This is a genomic window from Thermus sediminis (assembly GCF_003426945.1).
In the GTDB taxonomy this organism is placed as follows: Bacteria; Deinococcota; Deinococci; order Deinococcales; family Thermaceae; genus Thermus; species Thermus sediminis.
In genome coordinates this window covers 1,590,912-1,611,942 of record NZ_QURO01000004.1, presented here as the reverse complement: position 1 = coordinate 1,611,942, position 21,031 = coordinate 1,590,912, and the positions used below count along the sequence as shown (strand labels likewise).

25 protein-coding genes, 1 tRNA gene and 1 pseudogene are annotated in these 21,031 nt (G+C 69.0%); 21 read left to right on the top strand and 6 right to left on the bottom strand.

Annotated elements, in window-relative coordinates:
• Window positions 1-27: 27 nt before the first annotated feature.
• The 4 genes and pseudogenes from ATI37_RS09285 to glgC all read right to left on the bottom strand — a co-directional run bounded on the left by ATI37_RS09285 (window position 28) and on the right by glgC (window position 3,023).
• Window positions 28-399: a gamma-glutamylcyclotransferase family protein gene (locus ATI37_RS09285; RefSeq protein WP_117238103.1), complete on the bottom strand. Its 372-nt coding sequence runs from the start codon at window positions 397-399 to the stop codon at window positions 28-30.
• Complete coding sequence (locus ATI37_RS09280; RefSeq protein ID WP_117238102.1) at window positions 399-1,073, bottom strand: response regulator transcription factor; 675 nt, start codon at window positions 1,071-1,073, stop codon at window positions 399-401. Before ATI37_RS09280 ends, ATI37_RS09285 begins: the two co-directional genes overlap by 1 nt.
• A gap of 17 nt (window positions 1,074-1,090) precedes the next feature.
• Window positions 1,091-1,776: pseudogene (locus ATI37_RS09275) on the bottom strand (SagB/ThcOx family dehydrogenase).
• A gap of 2 nt (window positions 1,777-1,778) precedes the next feature.
• Complete coding sequence (gene glgC / locus ATI37_RS09270) at window positions 1,779-3,023, bottom strand: glucose-1-phosphate adenylyltransferase (protein WP_117238101.1); 1,245 nt, start codon at window positions 3,021-3,023, stop codon at window positions 1,779-1,781.
• A gap of 68 nt (window positions 3,024-3,091) precedes the next feature.
• On the opposite strand from glgC, the gene ATI37_RS09265 reads away from it, so the two are divergent.
• Genes ATI37_RS09265 through ATI37_RS12170 form a run of 4 tightly spaced genes read left to right on the top strand, consistent with a single transcriptional unit; the run spans window position 3,092 to window position 6,405 of the window.
• Window positions 3,092-5,182 (top strand): AAA family ATPase, encoded by a 2,091-nt coding sequence (locus tag ATI37_RS09265; protein WP_117238100.1) that lies wholly within the window; start codon window positions 3,092-3,094, stop codon window positions 5,180-5,182.
• A gap of 9 nt (window positions 5,183-5,191) precedes the next feature.
• The gene (locus ATI37_RS09260) at window positions 5,192-5,548 is read left to right on the top strand and encodes a hypothetical protein (RefSeq protein ID WP_117238099.1); all 357 of its coding nucleotides are present in this window, start codon (window positions 5,192-5,194) and stop codon (window positions 5,546-5,548) included.
• A gap of 6 nt (window positions 5,549-5,554) precedes the next feature.
• A complete protein-coding gene (locus ATI37_RS12175) occupies window positions 5,555-6,085 on the top strand; it encodes a CBS domain-containing protein (RefSeq protein WP_232822487.1) in 531 nt (176 codons plus the stop codon).
• Window positions 5,974-6,405, top strand: a complete 432-nt coding sequence (locus ATI37_RS12170; protein WP_232822486.1) for a GGDEF domain-containing protein — start codon at window positions 5,974-5,976, stop codon at window positions 6,403-6,405. The genes ATI37_RS12175 and ATI37_RS12170 overlap by 112 nt, the downstream gene beginning before the upstream one ends.
• On the opposite strand, the gene ATI37_RS12165 is transcribed toward ATI37_RS12170, so the two are convergent.
• Window positions 6,402-8,705 carry a penicillin acylase family protein gene (locus ATI37_RS12165; RefSeq protein WP_232822485.1) on the bottom strand — a complete coding sequence of 768 codons (2,304 nt, stop codon included), beginning with the start codon at window positions 8,703-8,705 and terminating at the stop codon, window positions 6,402-6,404. The genes ATI37_RS12170 and ATI37_RS12165 overlap by 4 nt on opposite strands.
• A gap of 60 nt (window positions 8,706-8,765) precedes the next feature.
• Here ATI37_RS12165 and ATI37_RS09250 point away from each other — a divergent pair, with 60 nt between their 5' ends.
• The 10 genes from ATI37_RS09250 to ATI37_RS12160 all read left to right on the top strand — a co-directional run bounded on the left by ATI37_RS09250 (window position 8,766) and on the right by ATI37_RS12160 (window position 15,808).
• The gene (locus ATI37_RS09250; protein WP_117238098.1) at window positions 8,766-8,975 is read left to right on the top strand and encodes a CDGSH iron-sulfur domain-containing protein; all 210 of its coding nucleotides are present in this window, start codon (window positions 8,766-8,768) and stop codon (window positions 8,973-8,975) included.
• A gap of 86 nt (window positions 8,976-9,061) precedes the next feature.
• The gene (locus ATI37_RS09245) at window positions 9,062-9,439 is read left to right on the top strand and encodes a CBS domain-containing protein (protein WP_117238097.1); all 378 of its coding nucleotides are present in this window, start codon (window positions 9,062-9,064) and stop codon (window positions 9,437-9,439) included.
• A gap of 89 nt (window positions 9,440-9,528) precedes the next feature.
• Entirely contained in the window at window positions 9,529-10,488 is a 960-nt protein-coding gene (locus tag ATI37_RS09240) for an aldo/keto reductase family protein (RefSeq protein WP_198665542.1), read from the top strand.
• Between the two features lie 318 nt (window positions 10,489-10,806).
• Window positions 10,807-12,285, top strand: a complete 1,479-nt coding sequence (locus ATI37_RS09235) for a hypothetical protein (protein WP_117238095.1) — start codon at window positions 10,807-10,809, stop codon at window positions 12,283-12,285.
• A gap of 264 nt (window positions 12,286-12,549) precedes the next feature.
• Complete coding sequence (locus ATI37_RS09230; protein WP_232822535.1) at window positions 12,550-12,741, top strand: hypothetical protein; 192 nt, start codon at window positions 12,550-12,552, stop codon at window positions 12,739-12,741.
• Between the two features lie 17 nt (window positions 12,742-12,758).
• Complete coding sequence (locus ATI37_RS09225; RefSeq protein ID WP_117238093.1) at window positions 12,759-13,901, top strand: MFS transporter; 1,143 nt, start codon at window positions 12,759-12,761, stop codon at window positions 13,899-13,901.
• 47 nt (window positions 13,902-13,948) lie between these two features.
• Window positions 13,949-15,079, top strand: a complete 1,131-nt coding sequence (locus tag ATI37_RS09220; protein ID WP_232822484.1) for an MFS transporter — start codon at window positions 13,949-13,951, stop codon at window positions 15,077-15,079.
• Between the two features lie 85 nt (window positions 15,080-15,164).
• Complete coding sequence (locus ATI37_RS09215) at window positions 15,165-15,407, top strand: AbrB/MazE/SpoVT family DNA-binding domain-containing protein (RefSeq protein WP_117238091.1); 243 nt, start codon at window positions 15,165-15,167, stop codon at window positions 15,405-15,407.
• Window positions 15,404-15,538, top strand: a complete 135-nt coding sequence (locus ATI37_RS12495; protein ID WP_269801876.1) for a PIN domain-containing protein — start codon at window positions 15,404-15,406, stop codon at window positions 15,536-15,538. The genes ATI37_RS09215 and ATI37_RS12495 overlap by 4 nt, the downstream gene beginning before the upstream one ends.
• Window positions 15,539-15,613: 75 nt before the next feature.
• Entirely contained in the window at window positions 15,614-15,808 is a 195-nt protein-coding gene (locus tag ATI37_RS12160; protein WP_232822482.1) for a PIN domain-containing protein, read from the top strand.
• Between the two features lie 25 nt (window positions 15,809-15,833).
• Here ATI37_RS12160 and ATI37_RS09205 read toward each other — a convergent pair whose 3' ends face one another.
• Window positions 15,834-16,034, bottom strand: a complete 201-nt coding sequence (locus ATI37_RS09205; protein WP_117238090.1) for a hypothetical protein — start codon at window positions 16,032-16,034, stop codon at window positions 15,834-15,836.
• 475 nt (window positions 16,035-16,509) lie between these two features.
• Here ATI37_RS09205 and ATI37_RS09195 point away from each other — a divergent pair, with 475 nt between their 5' ends.
• The 7 genes from ATI37_RS09195 (at window position 16,510) to ATI37_RS09165 (ending at window position 21,018) form a co-directional block, all read left to right on the top strand.
• Complete coding sequence (locus ATI37_RS09195; RefSeq protein ID WP_198665541.1) at window positions 16,510-17,643, top strand: MFS transporter; 1,134 nt, start codon at window positions 16,510-16,512, stop codon at window positions 17,641-17,643.
• A 150-nt stretch (window positions 17,644-17,793) separates the two neighbouring features.
• Complete coding sequence (locus tag ATI37_RS09190) at window positions 17,794-19,167, top strand: FAD-binding oxidoreductase (protein ID WP_117238089.1); 1,374 nt, start codon at window positions 17,794-17,796, stop codon at window positions 19,165-19,167.
• 13 nt (window positions 19,168-19,180) lie between these two features.
• Window positions 19,181-19,257: transfer RNA gene (locus ATI37_RS09185), tRNA-Met, on the top strand.
• Window positions 19,258-19,309: 52 nt separating this feature from the next.
• Entirely contained in the window at window positions 19,310-19,549 is a 240-nt protein-coding gene (locus ATI37_RS09180; protein ID WP_117238088.1) for a 4a-hydroxytetrahydrobiopterin dehydratase, read from the top strand.
• 12 nt (window positions 19,550-19,561) lie between these two features.
• On the top strand, window positions 19,562-19,936 hold the full coding sequence (locus ATI37_RS09175) for an acyl-CoA thioesterase (RefSeq protein WP_117238087.1): 375 nt from the start codon (window positions 19,562-19,564) through the stop codon (window positions 19,934-19,936).
• Entirely contained in the window at window positions 19,920-20,231 is a 312-nt protein-coding gene (locus ATI37_RS09170; protein ID WP_117238086.1) for a DCC1-like thiol-disulfide oxidoreductase family protein, read from the top strand. Before ATI37_RS09175 ends, ATI37_RS09170 begins: the two co-directional genes overlap by 17 nt.
• The gene (locus ATI37_RS09165; protein ID WP_117238085.1) at window positions 20,224-21,018 is read left to right on the top strand and encodes a DNA-formamidopyrimidine glycosylase; all 795 of its coding nucleotides are present in this window, start codon (window positions 20,224-20,226) and stop codon (window positions 21,016-21,018) included. Before ATI37_RS09170 ends, ATI37_RS09165 begins: the two co-directional genes overlap by 8 nt.
• Window positions 21,019-21,031 lie beyond the last annotated feature (13 nt).

Below are 21,031 nucleotides of genomic sequence, written 5' to 3'. Positions count from 1 at the left end.
GCCGGGGCGGAAGCCCCGGCAGGGTACCTACCCCTCCCAGGCCCCGGGGGGAAGGGGCCTTGCCCCCTCGAGGTCCCCCAGGTAGAGGTAGGCCCAGGCGGGGATAAGCCCCTCGGGGGTCTCCGCCTGGACCTGCACCCGCCGGTACTCCACCCCCTCCTCCTCCAGCTCGTCCAGAAGGGGTAGGGCCTCGAGGTCCAGGAAGAGGACCTCCCCGTCCACCCACCCCTCCCCCGGGACCATAGCCGGGTAGGGGTAGGGGCGCTTCTCCCCCTGGGGCAGGTGGAAAAGGCGAAACCCCCATACCCGGCCTGGGAGGACCCGGTGGAGGTAAGGGACCACCAGGAAGTGGTTCCTCTCCCCCCGCTTGAGGGTACCGTAGGCGAAGACCCTTTCCACTACTCCCCCAGGAAGCGGTAGCCCAGCCCCACCACGGTCTCAATGAAACGGGGGGCCTGGGGGTCGTCCTTTAGCTTCCTGCGGAGGAGGCGGATGTAGGCGTCCACCACCCGCTCCGATCCGGGGAAGTCAGGCCCCCAGACCCGGTCCAAGAGCTCCTCCCGGGTGTAGACCCGGCCCGGGGCCTGGACTAGGGTGAGGAGGAGGTTCATCTCCGTGGGGGAAAGCTTCAGGGGCTCCCCATCCAAGAAGGCCTGGTGGGCCTCCAAGTCCAGCTCCAAGGGGCCGAAGCGCCGCCTCCCCTCCTTCCCCGCCCGGCGGAGGAGGGCCTTGATGCGGGCCAAGAGCTCCTTGAGGGAGAAGGGTTTGCCCAGGTAGTCGTCCGCCCCCTCCAAAAGCCCCTCCACCCGGCTCGCCTCGTCGACCCGCCCCGTGAGGAGGAGAACAGGAAGGAGGGGGTCAAAGAGGCGGAGTTCCTTCAAAACCTCAAGCCCCTCCCTATCCGGTAAGCCCCGGTCCAGGACTACCAGATCGGGCCGCCGCCCCTCCCAGACCCGGACCAGGGCTTCATCCCCCGAGCGTACCCATAGGGTCTCCATCCCCTCCTTCTCCAGAAAACGCTTCACCAGCTCTCCCACCTGCGGGTCGTCCTCCACCAGAAGGATACGCGCCATAATGCTTCCCCGGATCCCTAGCGTCCCAAGATCAAGACCACCCCGGGGTGCTCCCCCTCGGGCAAACCCAACAACCGGGCCACGGCCTCGTCGTAAAAGGTCTCCGCGGGATAGGCGGCCAGACCCTGGCCCACCGCGGCGAGAAGGGCAAGGGTCACGGCATAGCCCGCCTCCAAAAGAGCATACCGGTAGCCCCGAATTCCAAACAAGGCCTCGCTCCGCTCGGGGTAAAGGGTTAGGACCAAGAGGGCCGAAGCCTGGCCCAGGGGAAGCCCCAAGAGGGCCTCGGACCAGGCCCCCACCTCAGCCCTGCCCGAGAGCTGGAAGAGCTGGTGCTCCCTGGGGAAGTAGTGGTAGACCCCGGGGAAGACCCCCTCCACCCGGAAGGCCACCAGGTAGGCCTCGAGGGGGTAGGCCCCCCCGCCGAGGGAAAGCCCCGCCCCCCTCCCCGCTCCGCCAGAGGGTAGAGGACCTGGGAGAGGTCCTTCAGGGTGAGGGCCGAGCCCACCTCGGGGAGGAGGGGCTTGAGGTGGGCCATGGCCCGGAAGAGGGGAGGACCGCCCTCTTGGCGAAAGGGAGGCAGGGCCTGGGTCTCCAAAGGGTTGGCGTAGACCTTAGCCCGGGGCTTGCGCTTAAGGGGAAGCTGGTCCCCCGGGCTCAGGCGGGAGAGGCGGTAGAAGAGCTTTCCGGGGTGCTTCTCCATGGCTAGAAGCGGTAGCTCTTGGGCACCACCACCACCCCCTCGGGGGTCACGGTGAACCCCCGGGCCCGGTCCAGCTCCGGGTCGTAGCCGATCTCGGTGTTGGGGGGGATCTTGACGTTCTTGTCCACGATGGCGTTCCGGATGCGGCAATAGCGCCCCACCTCCACGTCCTCAAAGAGCACGGAGCGCTCCACCAGGCTATAGGAGTTCACCCGCACCCGGCGGAAGAGGACGGACTCCCTCACCGTCCCTCCGCTCACGATCACCCCGCCCGCCAGGAGGCTATTCAGAGCCCGCCCCACCCTCTCCCCCGTCTCGTGGACGAACTTGGCGGGGGGGCTGAAGAGGTTGGCGGTGCGGAGGGGCCACTCGGGGTTGAAGAGGTCAAACTCCGGTACGACCTTGACCAGGTCCATGCTGGCCTCGAAGTAGGCGTCCAGGGTGCCCACGTCCCGCCAGTAGAGGTTGGGGCCCTCCTGGCCCGGGATGGGGTTGCGGTGGAAATCGTAGGCGTAGACCCTATACCCTTCCTTGAGGGCCCGGGGGATCACGTCTTTGCCGAAATCGTGGCTGGAGGCTTCGTCCCTGGCGTCGGCCTCCAGGAGTTCCAAAAGGGCCTCGGTGCGGAAGATGTAGTTCCCCATGGAGGCCAGGGCCAGGTGGGGCTTCCCGGGGATGGGCCTGGGGGCCTTGGGCTTTTCCTGGAACTCGGTGAGGCGCCACTCCTCATCCACCTGCAGGACCCCGAAACGGCTTGCCTCCTCCACGAGTACGGGGTAGGCGGCGATGGTGATGTCCGCCCGCTTCTCGTAGTGGTAGTCCACCATGTGGCGGACGTTCATCTTGAAGATGTGGTCCCCGCCGAAGACGGCCACGGCCTTCGGGGCGTGGTTCTGGACCAGGTGGAGGTTCTGGTAGATGGCGTCCGCGGTCCCGCGGTACCACACGGGCCCGAGCTCCTCGTAGCGGTACATCTGGGCGGGCACCAGGAGGATGAAGTGGTCCGACAAGAAGGCTCCGAAACGCCAGTAGCGCTGGATGTGCTCCGTGAGGGACTGGGCCTTGTACTGGGTGAGGACGTAGATGGCGTAGATGCCGGAGTTGACGAAGTTGTTGAGGACAAAGTCGATGATGCGGTACTTGGCTCCGAAGGGCACCGCGGGTTTGGCCCGCTTGGCGGTCAGGGGGTAGAGGCGGCTCCCCTGCCCTCCCGCCAGGATCATGCCCAAAACCTCCACCTTGACCATCAAATCCCCCCTTTGCCGCCAGTTTACCCCAAGACGAGAGGGGCCGGGGTCCGGGTATAGTGGGCCCGATGCGGGTGCGCACCCTGCGCTGGTTCACCCCTCCCACCCCCCCCAGGCCCGCCCCGCCCTTCTTCGGCCAGGAGCGGGCTCTTAGGGCCCTCGAGGCCGCCTTCCGCCAAGGGGGGCACGGCTACCTGGTGGGGCCGAGCGGCCTGGGCAAGCGCAAGCGCCTCCTCGCCTACCTCCAAGGCCGGACCTTCCCCAAGGAGGAGCTGGTCTACCTCCCCTTGGGGGAGGAGGCCTTCCCCCTCCTCCTTCCCGAAGGGGAGGGAAGGGCCTTGGTGGACGGGGTAGAGGAGCTCCTTTCCGAGTTCACCCCGGCCCTCTTCCGGGAGAAGGGCTTCCTCTACGCCAAGAGCCTGGTGGAGTCCCGCCACGAGAGGGAGACCGAGACCCTCCTAAAGGCCCTCGCCGAGGAGGCCCAAAGCTACGGCTTCGCCCTGTTGGAGGAGGGGGAGCAGCTCCGGCTCTCCGGGAAGGGGACCCTCCCCCCCGAGCTCTCGGCCAAGTTGGAGGAGGCCGTCCTGGCCCACTTGGATGTGCGGCAACGGGTTCAGGCGGAGGTGGCCGCCCTAAGGCGGGGTTTCGCCGAGCGCTTCCTCCTCCCCAAGGCCGAAGCCCTGAAGGCCCGGTTCCCCCAAGCGGGGCGCTACCTGGACCACATTCTGGAAACCCTGCTCCGAGCCGCCGCCCTGGAGGAGGAACTTCCCTTAGAAGCCCTTCTCCCAAGGCTCCTGGTGGAGGGGGGGGAACGGGTGGTCTACGAGCCCACCCCCACCCCGGAGAGGCTTCTTGGCCACCTGGAGTACGAGGCCAGGGAAGGGGTCTTCTCCACCCACCTGGGCCTCCTCCGCCCCGGGGCCCTAGTGCGGGCCACCGGGGGGGTGCTAGTCCTCGAGGCCCACCGGGTCTTGGAGCTCGGGAGCTACCCCCTCCTCAAGCGGGCCCTGGCCACGGGGGAGGTGGAGCCCCTGGCCCCAAGGCCCGAGGTGAAAGGTCCCCGGTTGAAGCCCGCCCCCCTCAAGGCCCAGGTCTTCCTGGTGGGACCGCCGGAGGTCATCGCCCTTCTGGAGGAGGACGAGGAGTTCCTGGAGCTCTTCCCCTTCCGGGTGGAGTTCAGCCCCGAGATCCCCTACACCGAGGAGAACGTGGCCTATCTGGGAGGCTTCCTGGAAAGGGAGGGCGTGACCCTCACCCCCGAGGGCCTGGCGGCCCTTTCGGACGAGGCCCGCCGCCTGGCCGGGCACAAGGACAGGCTGGACGCCAGGCTCTACCGCCTCCTGGACCTGGCCCGGGAGGCCCAGAGCCTCAAAAGCCCCGTGGACTCGGAGGCGGTGGCGAAGGCGGTCAGGGCCCGGGAGGAGCGCTTCGGCCTGGAGGAGGAGGTGTACCTGAGGGAGCTCAGGGAGGGGGTGGTGGCCCTCGAGGTCCAGGGGGAGCGGGTGGGGGAGGTGAACGGCCTGGTGGTGGTGGAGGGCCCCCTGGCCACCGGCCGCCCCGTACGCATCACCGCCCAGGCGGGTCCCGGGAAGGAGGGGGTCCTCTCCATTGACCGGGAGGTGGGCCTGGGGGGGCAGGTCTTCCACAAGGCGGTCCTCACCCTGGCCGGGTACCTCCGGGGCACCTACGCCCAGGTAGGGGCCCTCTCCGCCACCGTGAGCCTGGTCTTTGAGCAGAGCTACGGAGGGATAGAGGGGGACTCCGCGGGCCTCGCCGAGCTCCTCGCCGTGCTCTCCGCCCTAGCGGGCCTCCCCCTGAGGCAGGACCTGGCGGTGACCGGGGCCATGGACCAGACGGGCCGGGTCCTAGCCGTGGGCCGGGTGGCGGAGAAGGTGGAGGGGTTTTACCGGGTCTGCCGGACCCTGGGCCTCACCGGCACCCAAGGGGTGGTCTTGCCCAAGGCCAACCTCCCCCACCTCACCCTAAGGGAGGAGGTGGTGCGGGCGGCGGAAGAGGGGGTCTTCCACCTCTACGCCGTGGAGGGGGTGGACGAGGCGGTGGAGCTCCTCTTCGGCCGCAAGGCCTACTGGGTGCACGAACGGGTGCGGGAAGCCCTGGGAAACTTCCAGAGGTTGGAGAACAGCGAAGAAAACCGGTAGAATGGCCCCATGGCCAAGGGCAAGGAAGAAACGCGCCGCCAGCTGGAGCTCCGTTTAAGTGGCCAAGCTTTTGAAATCCCTCCCCTGTGGGACGCCCTTCTCATCGGCAGGCAGGCGCCCATCGGTCCGGAGGCGGCCAAGCGCATGGCGGACAGCCTGGCCCCCGGCCAGTACGAGCTCTTACGCTTGGAGAAGGGGCCCGTGGAGGCCTTCCTGGTGCGCAAGGCCCTCCTTCAGGCCCTGGAGGCCAACCTGCTGGCGGAAACCCTTGCGGAGGAGCTAGCCCCCCTCCTCTCCGAGGAGCAGGTGATCCGGGCCCAGGTGGAGGTGATCCTTCGGGCTAGCCGCACCCTGCGGTTGGAGTAGACCCCGATGCCCTTCCTGGTGGAAGAGGTGATGGCCAAGGACCCCCTGACCATCGGCCCCTGGCAGGGGGTCAGGGAGGCGGCCCGGATCATGGCGGAAAGGCGGATCGGCTCCCTGGTGGTGGTGGAAGACGGGACCATCCTGGGGATCGTCACCTCCCGGGACCTGCGGGGGGCCCACCCCAACCGCCTGGTGGCCGACGTCTGCCAGACCGCCCCCCTCACCGTCTCGCCCAAGGCGAGCCTCCTCCAGGCCAAGGGCCTCATGGAGGAAAAGGGGGTGGAGCGCCTCTTGGTGGTGGAGGGAGGCCGCCTCCTGGGCCTCCTGACCAAGGCCCAGCTCCTTTACGCCCTGGGGCAGGGCATGGGGGGCAGGGCATGGACGCCCTCACCGGCCTTCCCCAGTCTCCCCTCCTCCGCCAGGCCTTGGAGGCCCGCCTGGCCCAGGGCCTGGACCCTACGCTGGTCTTCGTGGACCTGGACGGCTTCGGCGACCTCAACAAGCGCTTCGGCCACCCCTTTGGCGACCAGGTCCTAAAGGCCCTGGCGGAACGGCTCAAGGCCTTCGCCCAAGGGCTTGGGGGCGAGGCCTACCGCTACGGGGGGGACGAGTTCGCCCTCCTCTTTCCCAAGCCCCGGGCCGCGGTTCTCCCCCACCTCGAGGCCCTCTGGCAACCGCCGCTAACCCTAGAGGGCGTGGCCATCGGCTTCTCCTTGGGCCTGTCCGGGGGAAGGCGGCGGAACCGGCACCCGGAGAACGCCGCTGCCAACGCCGACGACCTGATCCGCCTGGCGAGCCAAGCCTCCACCCTGGCCAAGCGCCTGGGCCGGCCGCTGGCCTTTGGAGAGGACGTCTAACGCCCCGGCTCCAGGAGGAGGGTCCGCCCTTCTCCGGCGAAGCGCATGGGGAGGTACCTGCCCCCGGCCCAAAGGGGGAGGAGGTCAGCGTAGTGGGGGGAGAGGAAGTGGCCCGACTGGCCCATGGGGTGGACGAAAAGCGAGCCCTCCATATCGGAGAGGTCCACGATCTGGCGGTAGCTGGGGCCTTGGTCCATGCGCAAGGTCTTTGGGTCAAAGGGGCCCACGTTCACCGTGTACCGGTCCCCACCAAAGGGAAGGGCGCGGTCGGAGAGGCGCCCCAGGGGGGTATGGGTGAGGACGGCGTGGGGAAAAGTGGCCCGGTGGACCGCCCCCCAGGCCCTGGCCCCAAGGGCCTCCTTCCGGTCCAGGGCCCGCTCCAGGGCCAGGGCGGCGTAGTCCAGGCAGGTCTCGGGGTACTCGGTCTCCGGCTGGTCGCAGTTCCTGTCCCCCTCCCTAAGGGCTTTGAGGAGGTAGCGGGGCTCGTCCCAGAAGGCCTCCCCCACCTCCCTCTCGGGCAGGCGGGTGAGCTCCGTGTACCAGAGGGCGAAGGCCAGGGCCTCCTCCGAGCCCGCGGCCATGGTGCCGTCCCAGGCCAAAAGCCTCTCCCGCCAGCGGACGCTCCTCTCGGCAAGGGGTGTGAGGGCTTCCAGAACCGGGCGGAAGTCCCGGTAGAGGAGGCTCTTCTGGTCCAGCTGGATGGCCTTTATCTCCTCCAGGGAGAGCTTTTCCTTGGCGAGGAGGAGCTCCTCTATGCGCCTCGCCCGGTAGGGCTCGGCCCAGTCGTAGGTGAGGGCGTAGGGGAAGCCCTCGGGGGTCACCCGGTGGTTGGCGGTGACGAGGTACCCCCGGGGAGGGTTGAAGGCCCGGGGCCAGTCCTCCGGGCGCCTGTAGCCTAGCCAGTCCCAGCTCCCGTCCCCAGGCACGGGGACCATGCCCGTGTGCCCCGGCCGGCGGATGGGAAACTTACCGGGGGCGACGTAGCCGATGTTGCCCTCCACATCGGCGTAGACGAAGTTCTGGCTGGGAGCGGAGTAGTCCTCTAGGGCGGCCAGGAACTCCTCCCAGTTTCTCGCCCGGTTCACCCCCAGGAAGGCCATGAGGAGGTGGTCCTCTGGGTCCAGGCTCACCCAGCGGAGGGCCATGGGGGTCTTAGGGGGGTCCTGGAGGGCGTCGGTGATCACGGGGCCATAGACCGTCTCCCGCACCACGAGGACCTCCTCCCTACCCCCTCTGATCCGGATCCTCTCCTCCCGGACCCGGTAGGGGACCACCTGGCCCCGGTAGCGGTACCCCCCCGCCACCTCCTCCAGGAGGTAGAGGTCCTGCACGTCCGCCCCCACGTTGGTCACCCCCCAGGCGATGCGGTCGTTGCGGCCGATGACGATGCCCGGCACCCCGGGGAGGCTAGCCCCGATGGCCCGGTAGCCCGGGGCCTCGAGGGCCATGAGGAACCAGAGGCTTGGGGCCTGGAGGCCCAGGTGGGGGTCATTGGCCAGGAAGGGCTTTCCCGTCACCGTGCGGCTTCCCGAGACCACCCAGTTGTTGCTGGCCTCCAGGAAGCGGGGCGGGGCCATCTGGAGGAGGGCTATGGGAGCCTCCTCCCGCCTGAGGGAAAGCCGGAGGTCTTCCGAGCGCAGGATGGTGGGGGCGTCCTCGGGGTAAGGGGGAATGAGCTCCAGAAGCCTCTCCGGGCTGACCCCCCGGGCCAGGAGGCGGTGGCGCCTTAGTTCCTCTTCCCAGTTCCCCGAGAGGTCGTAACTCATCATCTTGGCCCAGACCAGGACGTCGGGCCCCGTCCAGGGCTCGGGGCGGAAGCCCAGGAGGAGGAACTCCGGAGGCAAGGGGTGGCCGCTTCTCAAGAAGGCGTTCACCCCTGCCGCGTAGGCCTCCACGGCCTCCCTCTCCTCGGGGTAGAGCCTCTTATAGGCCTCCTCCGCTGCCCGGTAAAAGCCCCAGGTGCGGAGGAATCGGTCCTGGGGAAGCGTGGCCTCCCCTAAGACCTCCGAGAGCCGCCCCTGGCCCACCCGCCTCTGGAACTCCATCTGCCAGAGCCTCTCCTGGCCGTGGACGAAGCCCTGGGCGAAGAAGAGGTCCCCCAAGGAGGCAGCCCGGACCCGCACCACGCCCTTCCCGTCCCGGACCACCTCCACCGGGGCGGAAAGCCCCCTTAGGCTCATCCTTCCCTGGGCCTGGGGCAGGGAGGAGCGCAGGTACACAAACCCCCCGAGGAGGAGAAGGGCCAGGAGAACCCCCGCCGCCAAAAGGGACCAGGCCAGACCCCTAAAGAGCCTTTTCATAGACGCCGAGAGTATACCATTCCTCTGTCGCTCTCCTCGCCTGCCTGGTACCCTAAGGCCATGCGCCTGGAGTTCTTGGAAAACGGCCCCATCCGCTTGGAGGGAAAGGGGTTCCGCCTGAGGATCGGGGACAGGGAAGAGGTCCTGGAAAGGCCCCGGGTCTTCCTCTGCCGCTGCGGGGGCTCGGCCAACAAGCCCTTCTGCGACGGAGCCCACAAGCGCCTGGGCTTCCAGGCCGAGGGGGGGGTCCTCGAGGTGGAGGAGGCCTAGGCCGGCAAGGGCTTTTGCCTCTACCCCTGTGCCCCGGTGCTGGTATACCCTAGGCTTGCCCAAGCCTAGGGCAAGGGGGTGGTGGTATGAAGAAGGCCAAGGACATCATGACCACCGAGGTGGTCAAGATCCAGGGCTCGGCCACGGTGAAGGAGGCCATCAACCTCATGAAGGAAACTGGCCTCCGGGCCCTCATCGTGGAAAGGCGCAACGAGGAGGACGCCTACGGCATCGTCACCGAGACGGACATCGTCTACAAGGTGATCGCCTATGGCAAGGACCCGGCCACCGTCCAGGTCCACGAGATCATGACCAAGCCCGTCATCACCGTGAACCCCGACTTGGCCGTGGAGTACGTGGCCCGCCTCTTCGCCAACACCGGGATCCGCCGGGCCCCGGTGATCCAGGGCGAGGTGATCGGCATCGTCTCGGTGAGCGACATCCTGCGGAAGGCGGTGTTCTAGGCCCTCGGAGGGGCTGGCCCCCTCCTTTCTCTGACCCGAGACTGACCCGGTGGTCAATCCCCGGGAACATGGGGTAGACTCCAACCGCTATGGGCGGGATGCGTTACCGTAAGCTGGGCCGGTGGGGTCTGAAGGTCTCCGAGATCTCCTTAGGGGCCTGGGTCACCTTCGGCGATGTGGTGAAGGACAAGGAAACGGTCCGGGAGATCGTCCAGATCGCCTACGAGGGGGGCGTGAACTTCTTTGACAACGCCGACGTTTACGCCAAGGGCCTGGCCGAGGAGGTCATGGGGGAGGTCCTGAAGGACTACCCCCGGCACACCCTGGTCCTCTCCACCAAGGCCTTTTGGCCCATGTCCGAGGACCCCAACGACCGGGGCCTAAGCCGCAAGCACCTCCTGGAAAGCATCACCAAAAGCCTGAAACGCCTCAAGACCGACTACGTGGACCTCTTCTTCGCCCACCGCTACGACCCCGAGGTGCCCATGGAGGAGGTCGTCCACGCCATGCACACGATTGTGGAGAAGGGGTACGCCCTCTACTGGGGTACCTCGGAGTGGCCCGCAGCCCGGATCGCCGAGGCCGTGGCCTTTGCCCGGGAAAACGGCCTCCATCCCCCCGTCGTGGAGCAGCCCCAGTACTCCATGCTCTACCGCGAAAGGGTGGAAGGGGAGATCCTCCCCGAGGCGGAGCGCTTCGGCATGGGCCTGGTGGTCTGGAGCCCCCTGGCCATGGGCATGCTCGCCGGGCGGTACGATGGGGGCATCCCCGAGGAAAGCCGCTTCGCCCGCTACCCCCAGTTCGCCGAGCGCTTCCTCACCGAGGAGAACCGCAGGAAGGTGCTCAGGCTCAAGGAGGTGGCGGAGGAGCTCGGCCTCACCCGGGCCCAGCTCGCCCTGGCCTGGGTCCTGAGGCTTCCCGGGATCAGTAGCGCCATCACCGGGGCCACCCGGCCCGAGCAGATCCGGGAGAGCCTGGGGGCGGCAGGGGTGGACCTGCCGGAGGAGGCCCTGGCCAAGATGGAGGCCATCCTCCGGGGCGAGGCCTAGGCGCCCCACTGTGGCGCGGGCCAGGGCGGGGCCCCGGGCCAAACCCGCTCGAGGCCGGGGCGTCGCGTTGCGCGGTTTCCGTGCGGGCGCCCAGGGCGCGGGGGCCAGACCCAGGTGGAACAGGTGGGTGGGCTCGCTCTCCCCTTGGTGTTGACGCGCCAGGGAAAGACCAGCGCAGCGGGTGAGCGAGGAACCCTCAACCAAAGCCCCCTTCCCATGCCGGGGGAAGGAACCGCCCCCATCTCCTCCCCCAGGGGGAGGACATCTGGGGTGAGGTGTTTCCCATAAACAACCCCAGGAATCCCCTAAGCTTTCTCCATGGACCCAAGCCCCCTCGCCCGGACCCTCGCCCTCCTGGAAAGGGGGGAGGACCAGGAGGCCGAAGCCCTCCTCCTCACCCCCCGGGAGGGCCCCCTGGAGGCCGAGCGCCTGGCCCTCCTGGGCTTCGTGGAGGGCCGCAAGGGGAACTTTGGCGCCTACCGGGCCTTGGCCCTCGAGGCCGCCCAGAGGGCCCAGACCCCCCTTACCCTCTACCACCTGGGCCTGGCCCTTCCCCCAAGGGCGGGCGCCTTGGCCCTGGAGGAGGCCCTCTTCCGCTTCCGGGGAGGCGCCCAGGGGGAGGCCCGGCTCCGCCTGGCCCTGGCCATCGCCCTGGAGCGCCTGGGCCGGCCCGAGGCCCTGGCCCACGCCGCCCTCGCCTGCCTCAAGGACCCCTCCCCCTGGACCACCCTCCACCACCTGCGCCTGGAGCTCCTCTTCGGCACCAAGCTCCTCCTCGAGGTCCTGGAGGAGGCGGAGCCCTTCCTGCCCCACCCCTTCCCCGGGGTGCGCCTCCTTGCGGGGCACACCCTGGCCCTGGCCCACCTCCTCCGGGGAAGCCCCAGGCGGGCTGGGAACCTCCTCCGGGGCCTCCTCCCCCTCCTGGCGCCCCAGAGGCTCGCGAGCCTCCTCGTCCTCGGGGCCCTGGCCCTGGACCCCCCTGAGCTCCGGCTCCTCCTGGAGGGGGCCCGGGCCTTCCTCCGCCAGGAGGGCTGGCCCTGGGGGTTTTACCTCCTCGCCCGGGGGCTTGGGGAGGGGGATGAGGCCTCCCTCCTCGCCGCCCACGGCCTCTTGCGGGAGGACGGGGCCCCCTACGCCCTCCTGGCCGAGGCCCGCCTGAAGGCCCTGGGGGTGATGGTGGAAGCCCCCCTGGCCCCCCAGCTCGGGCCCGGCCTCCGCCCAGAGGCCCGGGCCTTCTTCCTGGGCCCGGCCGAGACGCCCCTCCTGCGCCTCCTCGGGGGAAGCCCCCTCCCCTCCCTGGGCCCCAGGGGCACCGAGGCCCTGGCCCTCCTCCTCGCCCGCGAGGAGGGCCTACCGGGGGAGGCCCTGGCGGAGGCCCTCTACGGGGAGCCCAACCTGGGGGCCCTGAAGGCCCTCCTCCACCGCCTGCGGGAAAAGGGCCTCCGGGTCTCCTCCCCTCCTTACCGCCTGGAAACCCCTCCCCCCTCGGACCTTTCGGCCTTCCTCCGGGCCCTCTCCCGGGGGGACCTGGGGGAGGCCCTGGCCCTCTACCGGGGCCCCCTCCTCCCCTGGAGCCAGGCCCCCGGGGTGGAGGCCCTCCGCCTGGAGCTGGAGGAGGCCCTAAGAGGGGCGGTGCTGGCCAGCGGAAGGCCGGACCTCCTCCTCGCCCTGGCCGAGCGCCTAGGGGAGGACCTGGAGGTCTGGGAGGCCCTCTTGGAGAGGCTATCCCCCGAAGACCCCCGCCTCCCCATCGCCCGGGCCCGGGTGGCGAGGCTCCGCCGGGAGTACGGGGTGTGAGGCCGGGGGGAAGCAGTCGGGATCCCAGCAGGCCCAAGCGGGCCCGGAAGGCCGGGCCAGGAGGAGAAGCCAGGCCAGGAGGAGAAACCAGGCCAAGAGGAGAAGCCCACGAACCTTGCCCCTCATGCCTCCAGGGTGTCACGAGGAAGGTTACGCAGGAAGCCTACGGTTACGCGAGGTTACGCGGGGGGCCAGTCGTGGAACCCCTTCCACGTAACCTCGCGTAACCTCCCCCGTGCTACCTTGTGGCTAACCCGGAAGGGGGTGAAGGAGATGCTTAAAGAGGTGCAGGAGGTCAAGGTCGGCGGCCGGACGCGGCGGGTCCACGTGAGGCCCTTCGCCTGGAACCTGCACGCGCCCACCCACATGGAGTGGGCCCCGAATGGAAGGCTCCTAGTGAATGTTCGTCTGTTCACCGCAAAGTGGGGCAATCTGGCAAGTAGAGGGGTTCGCTGATTAAACCCGACACAAGCTTGCAGACGAAGTATCTTTTCGCCGAGTCCCTAGGCGTCTTCGGGGGGAGCCTAGCCTTCACGGGCCTCGGGCTCCTCCTGGGCCTTGAAGGAAGTCCCTGGGCCCTGGCCCTCTTGGCCGCCCTCCCCTACCTCACCCTGCCCTTTGACCTCCTCGCCGGCCTCCTCCTGGACCGGCTGGACCGCAGGGCCCTCCTCCTCGTAGGCGTCTGGCTCAGGGCCGGGATCCTGGGCCTCCTCGCCCTCCTCCCCAAGGAGCCCCTCTTCCTCATCCCCCTGGCCTTCCTCTTCCAGGCCGTCTTGGCCCTGGACCTCCCCGCCTGGCACGCCCTCCTGGTCCGCCTCGCCCGGAACCGGCTGGAGCGGGAGGGGGGAAGGCTGCAGGCCGCCCAGCTCCTCGGGGACAGCCTGGGGGACCTCCTGGCCCCGCCCCTCCTCCTTCTGGCCAAGCCCCTCCCCTTTGCCCTGGGCGGCCTCCTCCTCGCGGGGGAGGGCCTTCTCCTCCGGAACCTCCCCGCCTACCCGCCCCCACGGGCGGCCCAGGGAGAGGGCTTCACCTTCAGGGCCCTCCTGGCGGGGCTCGCCTTCTTGCTCGCGGACAGGAGGCTCCTCTCCCTCACCCTCTACGCCCTGGCCCTGGGCTTCCTCTCGGGGCTGGCCCTGGCCCTCCTGCCCCTCCTGGCCCTGGCCCAGGGAACGCCCCCCGTCCTCTACGGCCTCTACCCCCTGGGCCTCTCCTTCGGGGGCTTCCTGGGAAGCCTCCTGGCAGGGAGGGTCGGGCCCTCCCTCGGGATCTGGGGCGGGCACGGGTTGAGGACCCTGGGGCTTGCCCTCCTCCTCCTGCCCTTTCCCTTCGGGGCCCTGGGTACGCTCCTCGCCGGGGCAGGCGGCGCCCTGAGCGGGGTCCACCTGCGGGCCTACCGGCAGCGCCTTGCCCCGGAGCCCCTCTTGGGCCGGGTGCAGGCGGGGGCCATCGCCCTCATCTCCGCGGGGAGCCTCCTGGGTGCCCTCCTGGCCGGGGCCCTGGGGGGGCTTGGGGCCCGCCTACCCCTGGGCCTCGCCCTCCTGGGCCTCCTCCTCCTCTTGGGCCTGGCCCTGGGCCCCCTAAGCCCCAGGCGGCTGGAGGCCCTGCGGGGGATGTAGGTGTCCTGGAGGGGAGCGGCGCACCCCCCTTCCCGGCTAGGGTAGGGATGATGCCCGGCGTCCTCCTCGCCCTCGAGGCCCTCCGCCTCTTCGGAGCAGGGTTCTTCTACTTCGCCCACGGGGCCCTGGCGGCCCTGGGGGCGGTGGGTCCCTTGGGGGCCAGCCTGGCCCTGGCCCTCCGGCTCCTGGCGGAACCCCTGCTCGCCCTCCTCGCCGGGGTCTGGACGGATCGGTGGCCCCGGCCAAGGCTTCTCGTCCTGGCCGCCCTGGGGCAGGGCCTGCTTAGCCTGGCCCTCTTCCTCACGGGCACGAGCCTCCCCTTCCTCTACCTCCTGGGTTTCCTCTTTGCCGGGCTGGAAGTGGTGCGGATGGTGGCCGCCGGGGCCCTCTTCGCCGACCTCCTCCCCAAGGAGGCCCTAGCCCGGGCCCGGGGCCAGCTCAATGCCGTCTACACCCTAGCCGACGCCCTCTCCGACCTCCTGGCGGGCCTCCTCTTCACCCGGAGCCGGGGGCTTCCCACGGCCCTGGGGGGTGGCCTCCTTTTCCTGGCCGCCGGGCTCTACCGGGCGCTTCCCCTCCCCGCAAGGCCCGCGGGGCGGCCCGAGGGGGGAAGCCTCCTCGGGGTCCGCTTCCTCTGGGAAAGCCCCCCTCTGAGGCGGCTTCTCCTGGCCGAAGGGGCCTTGGGCCTGGCCTTTGCCCTCTTCGCCGGCCTCCTCCCCTTCCTGGTCCTGCGGGGTCTGGGAGAGGCTCCCTGGGTCCTGGGCCTCCTGGGAACAGCCCTGAGCCTGGGGAGCGCCCTGGGGGGGCTTCTGGTGGGCCTGGCCCTAGCCCGGTTGGGGGAGGGCCAGGCGCTAAGGCTTTTCCTCCTCCTCGCCGCCCTAGGACTCCTGGGAGCGGCCCTACTTCCCCCCTGGCCCCTACTCCTGGCCCTTTGCCTCCTCCTGGGCGGAGGAAGCGCCGCCTTCGCCGCCATCGCGGGCGCAGCGCGCCTGAGCCAGGCCCCCCCGGAGCTTCGGGGCCGGGTGGCGGGAGGGTTTCTCTTCCTCACCGGCCTCCTCGCCCCTTTAGGGCCGGCCCTAGGGGGGCTTCTGGCCGGAGTGGGGCTTTCCCTTCCCTTCCTCCTGGCCGGGGGGCTCCTCCTCGCGCTTGCCCCCTTGGCGGGAAGGAGGTGGCGGTAAGGGGCAGGTCCCCCTTGGCAGGGGCCTCTTCGGCAAGCGCGGTTCTTTGGTGCCAAAAAGGGAACTGTGGTAAAGTGAAAAGGGAATGGTAAAGTCCAGGGTGAGCAGTAAAGGGCAAATCACCCTCCCCAAGGCGGTCCGGGAAGCCCTTGGGCTCCGCCCGGGAGAGGAGGTGGTCTTTGAGCTCCGGGAAGGGGGGGCCTTCCTCCGCCCCCGGCGCCGCGTACCCCTGGAGGCCCTGCTCGGGCGCCTGAAGGGCAAGCGGGGGTTCCCCGGAGAAGAGGCGGAGAGGCAGGCGCAGGAGGAGGCGTGGAGGGAAGGGGCTTGAAGCCCTACTACCTGGACACCTCCCTGATGCTCCGCCTCCTGACCGGGGACCCTCCGGAGCTTGCCGCCCAAGCCCTGGAGGTGTTTCGCGGGGCCGAGGAGGACGCTACACCCTCGTGGTCCACCCCCTAGTGGTGGCCGAGGCCTTCTACACCCTGGTCTTCTTCTACGGGGTGGGGCGGGCTGAAGCGGCAGGGGCCCTCTTTCTTGGACCTGCTGGACCGGGAGGGGGTCCTTCTGGAAGACGAGGAGGACCTCCGCCCCGCCCTGGAGGAGGCCGGGAAGGGAGGGCTTAGCCTGGTAGACGCCTTCTTGGCCCACCGCGCCCGCAGGCAAGGGGCCGGGATAGCCACTTTGGACAGCAAGCTGCGAAGGCGGGCCGGGGTAGAGCTGCTTCCCTAGGATTCGGCCTGTTCCTCGCCAGAGGCTACCCCCCGAAGACCCCCGCCTCCCCATCGCCCGGGCCCGGGTGGCGAGGCTCCGCCGGGAGTACGGGGTGTGAGGTCGGGGGGAAGCAGTCGGGGTCCCAGCAGGCCCAAGCGGGCCCGGAAGGCCGGGCCAGGAGGAGAAGCCAGGCCAGGAGGAGAAACCAGGCCAAGAGGAGAAGCCCACGAACCTTGCCCCTCATGCCCCCAGGGTGCCACGAGGAAGGTTACGCAGGAAGCCTACGGTTACGCGAGGTTGCGCGGGAGGCCAGTCGTGGAACCCCTTCCACGTAACCTCGCGTAACCTCCCCCGTGCTACCTTGTGGCTAACCCGGAAGGGGGTGAAGGAGATGCTCAAGGAAGTGCAGGAGGTCAAGGTCGGCGGCCGGACGCGGCGGGTCCACGTGAGGCCCTTCGCCTGGGGTTTGAAGAATCCCTCCCACATGGAGTGGACCCCAGACGGCAGGCTTTTGGTTTCCGAACACACTGCGGGCACTGTTCGGGACATTTTAAGTAGACCCCGCTCAACCTGGCAATTATCACTTCCAGCCTTCCGTTGTGAGAGGGCTAAGGATGCCTACTTGCGTAAGGTTCTCTCAGGACTTGGAGAAAATGTACGTTTGCTCCTCTGCTGATGGGGTAGTCCGGGAAGTAGAGGGTTTCTTGACTTAGCTGAGCGTGTTCTTATTAGCCACGAACCTGTTTTTGGCCAGCTGCGCTGGGGGGACCGTAGGTGCTGCGGCCTCCCTCTACCTCGCTCGCTTAGACAACCCCTTCTACCTGGGTCTGCAACACGCCATCGGTTGGGGTGCCTCCGTCTTGGCCCTCTTCACAGGCTACCTTCTAGATCGGACAGACCGCAAAAAAGCCCTAACCTTCGGACTTCTCTCTGGCAGTCTCCTGCGCTTTCTTTTAGGAACAAGCCTCGGCCTCATTGGTCCATGGACCTTTCTCGGCCTTTACCTGGTAGGCAACATCCTTGAGCTTCTTCTGGAGGTCCGGGTCCTGGTCCCTAGACTCGTGCCGCAGGAACGGGAGAAGGCTCATGGGCATCTTTACACGGCAAGTCTCCTTGCCGACCTTCTGGGCGCCCCCTTGGGCGCCTTCCTCTTCGTCCAGAATCCCTCCTGGCCCTTTTTCTTCGGGGGCGCGCTAGGCTTTGTGGCCCTTCACTTCGCCGCTAGGCTCCCTCCCATACCGCCCCTTGGAAAAGCCCCCCCGGGGGTGCTGGCCGGCCTGAGGTGGCTGTACCAGGAAGCCTTCTTTCGTCGGCTAGCCGGAATGGTCCTTGGGGCCAGCTTCCTCCGGGTCATGCCCTTCGCTCTCCTTCCCCTCTGGTCCCTCCAAGCCGGGTACGGACCCGTAGGGTATGGGCTCCTCAGTGCCGCCTTCTCCCTTGGGGGGGCCTTAGGAGGGCTTTTGGCAGGGAAAATCAGAGGCAAAAGGTCGCAAAGGGTGCTTAGCCTCCTTTTCCTCATGGACGCCGGGGCCATCCTGGGTTTGCTCTTCAAGCCCCCCCTTCCCCTGGGCCTGCTCCTCGTGGCCCTCCTGGGGACAAGCGCCATCCTCCTGGGGGTCCAAGAGGTGGTGCTAAGGCAGGCCCTGGCCCCGGACGCCCTGCTGGGCCGGACAGGTGGGGGAATGAGATTCCTTGCGGGTATGGCCGGACTTTGGGGTGCCCTTCTGGCAGGGATACTGGGAAGAGAGGTGGGTTTGGAGGGGGTCTATCTAGGAGTGGGGCTTGGGTTTCTCCTCCTGGCCCTGGCCGCCTGGACCCTCCTCGGCCGGAGGGAAGTGGGTGGACCCCCGTAGGTTCCCCTGGGGCCCCCCGAAGCCCCAGGGCCGGGTAGCGGTGGGGTTCCTGGCTGGGGCGGGGCTTCACCTCCTCCTCCCGGCGAGGTGGCTACTCCTTAGGCTTCGCGGCCCTTTTGGGGAGGCGGAAGGCGGCGTAAACTCAGGGGCATGGAAAAGCTGGAAGCCCTGAAGCGCCTCTTCCCGGGGAAGGTGGACCTCTCGGAGAGCGAGCGCCTGCGCCACGGCAAGGACGAGGGCTACCCCGAGGCGAGGCCGGTCTTGGCCGTGGTCTACCCGGAGGGCGTGGAGGACGTTAGGAAGGCCCTCCTCTGGGCCCGGGAGCACGGGGTGGCGGTGATCCCCTTTGGGGCGGGGACGAGCCTCGAGGGCCACCTCTACCCCGTCCGCGAGGCCATCAGCCTGGACCTCTCCCGCATGAACCGCCTCCTGGAGGTGAGGCCGGAGGACTTCCTCTGCGTGGTGGAGCCCGGCCTCACCCGCAAGGCCCTGAACGAGGCCCTGAAGGGCACGGGCCTCTTCTTCCCCGTGGACCCGGGGGCGGACGCCTCCATAGGCGGCATGGCGGCCACCAACGCCAGCGGAACCACCACCGTGCGCTACGGGGGGATGCGGGCCAATGTCCTCGCCCTCCAGGTGGTCCTGGCGGGTGGGGAGGTGCTGGAGCTGGGGAGGCCCGTGCGCAAGACCGCCTCGGGGTACGACCTCAAGGACCTCTTCATCGGCTCGGAGGGCACCCTGGGGGTCATCACCCGCCTCACCCTAAGGCTTTACCCCCTCCCCGAGCACGTCCACACCCTCAGGGTCTTCTTCCCCGGGGTGAGGGAGGCGGTGGAGGCGAGCGTGGGGGTCATGGCCTCGGGGCTTCCCGTGGCCAGGCTGGAGCTACTGGACGAGCTCGCCATGGGGGCCCTGAACCGCTACCTGGGAACGGCCTTCCCCGAGCGCCCGGCCCTCTTCCTGGAGTTCCACGCCTCCACCAAGGAGGCCCTAGGGGCGGAAAGCGCCTTGGCCCAAGAGCTCGTGCGGGAGGCGGGGGCCCTTTCGGTGGAGGCCGCCAAGACGGAGGAGGAGAGGAAGAGGCAGTGGGAGGCCCGGCACCAGGCCTACTGGGCCCTGGTCCACCTCTACCCCGGCCACCAGTTCGTCATCACCGACGTGGCCGTCCCCCTTTCCCGCCTCCCCGAGATGGCGGCCCACGCCCAGGGGCTCATGGCGGAGATGGGCCTAGCGGGCAACATCCTGGGCCACGTGGGGGACGGGAACTTCCACACCCTGATCCCCGTCCTCCCCGAGGCCTACCCCAAGGCGGAGGCCTACGCGGAAAGGCTCGTGGAAAGGGCCCTGGCCCTCGGGGGCACCTGCACCGCGGAGCACGGGGTGGGCCTCCGGAAGAAGAGGTTCCTCCTCAAGGAGCACGGGGCCGCCCTGGAATGGATGCGAAAGCTCAAGGCCCTCCTAGACCCCGAGGGGCTCCTGAACCCGGGCAAGGTGCTTGACATACCCCCTTCCCCCAGGCTATAGTTAGGGATGGCGGCGCGGGGTGGAGCAGCCTGGTAGCTCGTCGGGCTCATAACCCGAAGGTCGCGGGTTCAAATCCCGCCCCCGCAACCAGAATCCTCCCCCGGGCACCATGGGCCCGGGGGTTTTCCCTTACCCTTAGGGCATGGACTGGGAGGAGCGGGAAAACCCCAAGCGTCTCTGTAAGGCCTTCCGCTTCAAGGACTTCCAGGAGGCCCTGGCCTTCGCCAACCGGGTGGGGGAGCTTGCGGAAAGGGAGAACCACCACCCCCGCCTCACCGTGGAGTGGGGGCGGGTCCTCGTGGAGTGGTGGACCCACTCGGCGGGGGGGGTCACGGAGAAGGACCGGGAGATGGCCCGTCTGACGGACGCCCTCCTGGGGTAGCCTGAAAGGGATATGGAGGCGCGCACCCTAGAGCTCGTCTTCCCCGAGCACACCAACCCCCTGGGGGCGGCCTTCGGGGGCTTCGTCCTGGGGCTTATGGACAAGGTGGGCTCCTACGCCGCCGCCCGGAGGGCCAGAAGGCCCGTGGTCACCGTGGCCGTGGGAAGCGTGGAGTTCAAGGTGCCCATCCGCACCGGGGACCTCCTGGAGGTGGTGGCCCGGGTGGTGCGGGTGGGCAGGACCTCCCTCACCGTGGAGGTGGAGGTCTACAAGGAGCGCTTCGGGGAGGATGGCCGCCTTCTTGCCACCAAGGGCTTCCTCACCTACGTGGCCGTGAACGAGCGGGGGGAGCCCGTCCCGGTGGAGGCCCATGCGGGTGCTGATTGACGCCCGTTGCCCCTACTGCCGGGCCTTGGGCAGGGCCCTCGAGGCCCTGGACCTGGGAAAGGCCCTGAAGGTGGAGCCCCTGCAGGAGGCCCAGGACCTCCCCCAGGAGGAGCTCTTGAGGGAGCTCCACGTCCTGGAGGAGGGGCGGATCCACCGGGGCTACGGGGCCCTTCTGGCCTTGGGGCGAAAGATCCCCCTCCTCTGGCCCCTTTACCCCTTGCTCCTCCTGGGCCAGGTGGGGGGCCTGGGGGAAAGGCTTTACCAGGCCTTTGCCCGGAGGCGGCCCCGTGCCTGAGCTTCCCGAGGTGGAGACCACGAGGAGGAGGCTTCTTCCCCTCCTAAAGGGCAAGCCCCTCCTCGAGGTCCGCCACCAGGACCCCTCCCGCTACCGCCACACGGAAAGGGCCTCGGGCAGGCGGGTGGAGGGGATTGCCAGGCGGGGTAAGTTCCTTCTCTTTGGGCTCTCCGGCGGCCTGGAGATGGTGGTCCACCTGGGGATGACGGGGGGCTTCCGCCTGGAGAGGACCCCCCACACCCGGGCCGAGCTCCTCCTGGAAGAGGGGGTCCTCCACTTCCACGACCCCCGGCGCTTCGGGCGCCTCTGGGTGGTCCAAGAGGGGGACTACCGGGAGATCCCCCTCCTCAAAAGGCTTGGCCCCGAGCCCCTCTCCGAGGACTTCCGCCCCGAGCCCTTCCTCACGGGCCTGAGGCGGAGCCAGAAGCCCCTCAAGGCCCTCCTCCTGGACCAGACCCTGGCCGCGGGGGTGGGGAACATCTACGCCGACGAGGCCCTCTTCCGGGCGGGCCTAAGCCCCTTCCGGCCGGGGAAGGAGGTTTCCGAGGCGGAGGCCTTGAGGCTCTTCCAGGCCCTCAGGGCGGTCCTGGCCGAGGCGGTGGCCCTAGGGGGGAGCACCCTCTCCGACCGCACCTACCAGCAGCCCGACGGCCTCCCCGGTAGTTTCCAGGAGCGGCACGCCGTCTACCGGCGGGCGGGCCTCCCCTGCCCCCGGTGCGGGACTCCCATCGCCAGGGGGGTGGTGGCGGGCCGGGGGACCCACTTCTGCCCCCGGTGCCAGGGCTAAGCCCCCCGCCGTG

Bases quoted from the DNA above. Each gene is read 5' to 3' on its own strand.
- ATI37_RS09280 (WP_117238102.1), bottom strand. From the start codon at position 1,073: ATGGCGCGTATCCTTCTGGTGGAGGACGACCCGCAGGTGGGAGAGCTG.
- glgC (WP_117238101.1), bottom strand. From the start codon at position 3,023: ATGGTCAAGGTGGAGGTTTTGGGCATGATCCTGGCGGGAGGGCAGGGG.
- ATI37_RS09265 (WP_117238100.1), top strand. From the start codon at position 3,092: ATGCGGGTGCGCACCCTGCGCTGGTTCACCCCTCCCACCCCCCCCAGG.
- ATI37_RS09260 (WP_117238099.1), top strand. From the start codon at position 5,192: ATGGCCAAGGGCAAGGAAGAAACGCGCCGCCAGCTGGAGCTCCGTTTA.
- ATI37_RS12175 (WP_232822487.1), top strand. From the start codon at position 5,555: ATGCCCTTCCTGGTGGAAGAGGTGATGGCCAAGGACCCCCTGACCATC.
- ATI37_RS12165 (WP_232822485.1), bottom strand. From the start codon at position 8,705: ATGAAAAGGCTCTTTAGGGGTCTGGCCTGGTCCCTTTTGGCGGCGGGG.
- ATI37_RS09250 (WP_117238098.1), top strand. From the start codon at position 8,766: ATGCGCCTGGAGTTCTTGGAAAACGGCCCCATCCGCTTGGAGGGAAAG.
- ATI37_RS09245 (WP_117238097.1), top strand. From the start codon at position 9,062: ATGAAGAAGGCCAAGGACATCATGACCACCGAGGTGGTCAAGATCCAG.
- ATI37_RS09240 (WP_198665542.1), top strand. From the start codon at position 9,529: ATGGGCGGGATGCGTTACCGTAAGCTGGGCCGGTGGGGTCTGAAGGTC.
- ATI37_RS09235 (WP_117238095.1), top strand. From the start codon at position 10,807: ATGGACCCAAGCCCCCTCGCCCGGACCCTCGCCCTCCTGGAAAGGGGG.
- ATI37_RS09220 (WP_232822484.1), top strand. From the start codon at position 13,949: ATGATGCCCGGCGTCCTCCTCGCCCTCGAGGCCCTCCGCCTCTTCGGA.
- ATI37_RS09215 (WP_117238091.1), top strand. From the start codon at position 15,165: ATGGTAAAGTCCAGGGTGAGCAGTAAAGGGCAAATCACCCTCCCCAAG.
- ATI37_RS09205 (WP_117238090.1), bottom strand. From the start codon at position 16,034: ATGAGGGGCAAGGTTCGTGGGCTTCTCCTCTTGGCCTGGTTTCTCCTC.
- ATI37_RS09190 (WP_117238089.1), top strand. From the start codon at position 17,794: ATGGAAAAGCTGGAAGCCCTGAAGCGCCTCTTCCCGGGGAAGGTGGAC.
- ATI37_RS09180 (WP_117238088.1), top strand. From the start codon at position 19,310: ATGGACTGGGAGGAGCGGGAAAACCCCAAGCGTCTCTGTAAGGCCTTC.
- ATI37_RS09175 (WP_117238087.1), top strand. From the start codon at position 19,562: ATGGAGGCGCGCACCCTAGAGCTCGTCTTCCCCGAGCACACCAACCCC.
- ATI37_RS09170 (WP_117238086.1), top strand. From the start codon at position 19,920: ATGCGGGTGCTGATTGACGCCCGTTGCCCCTACTGCCGGGCCTTGGGC.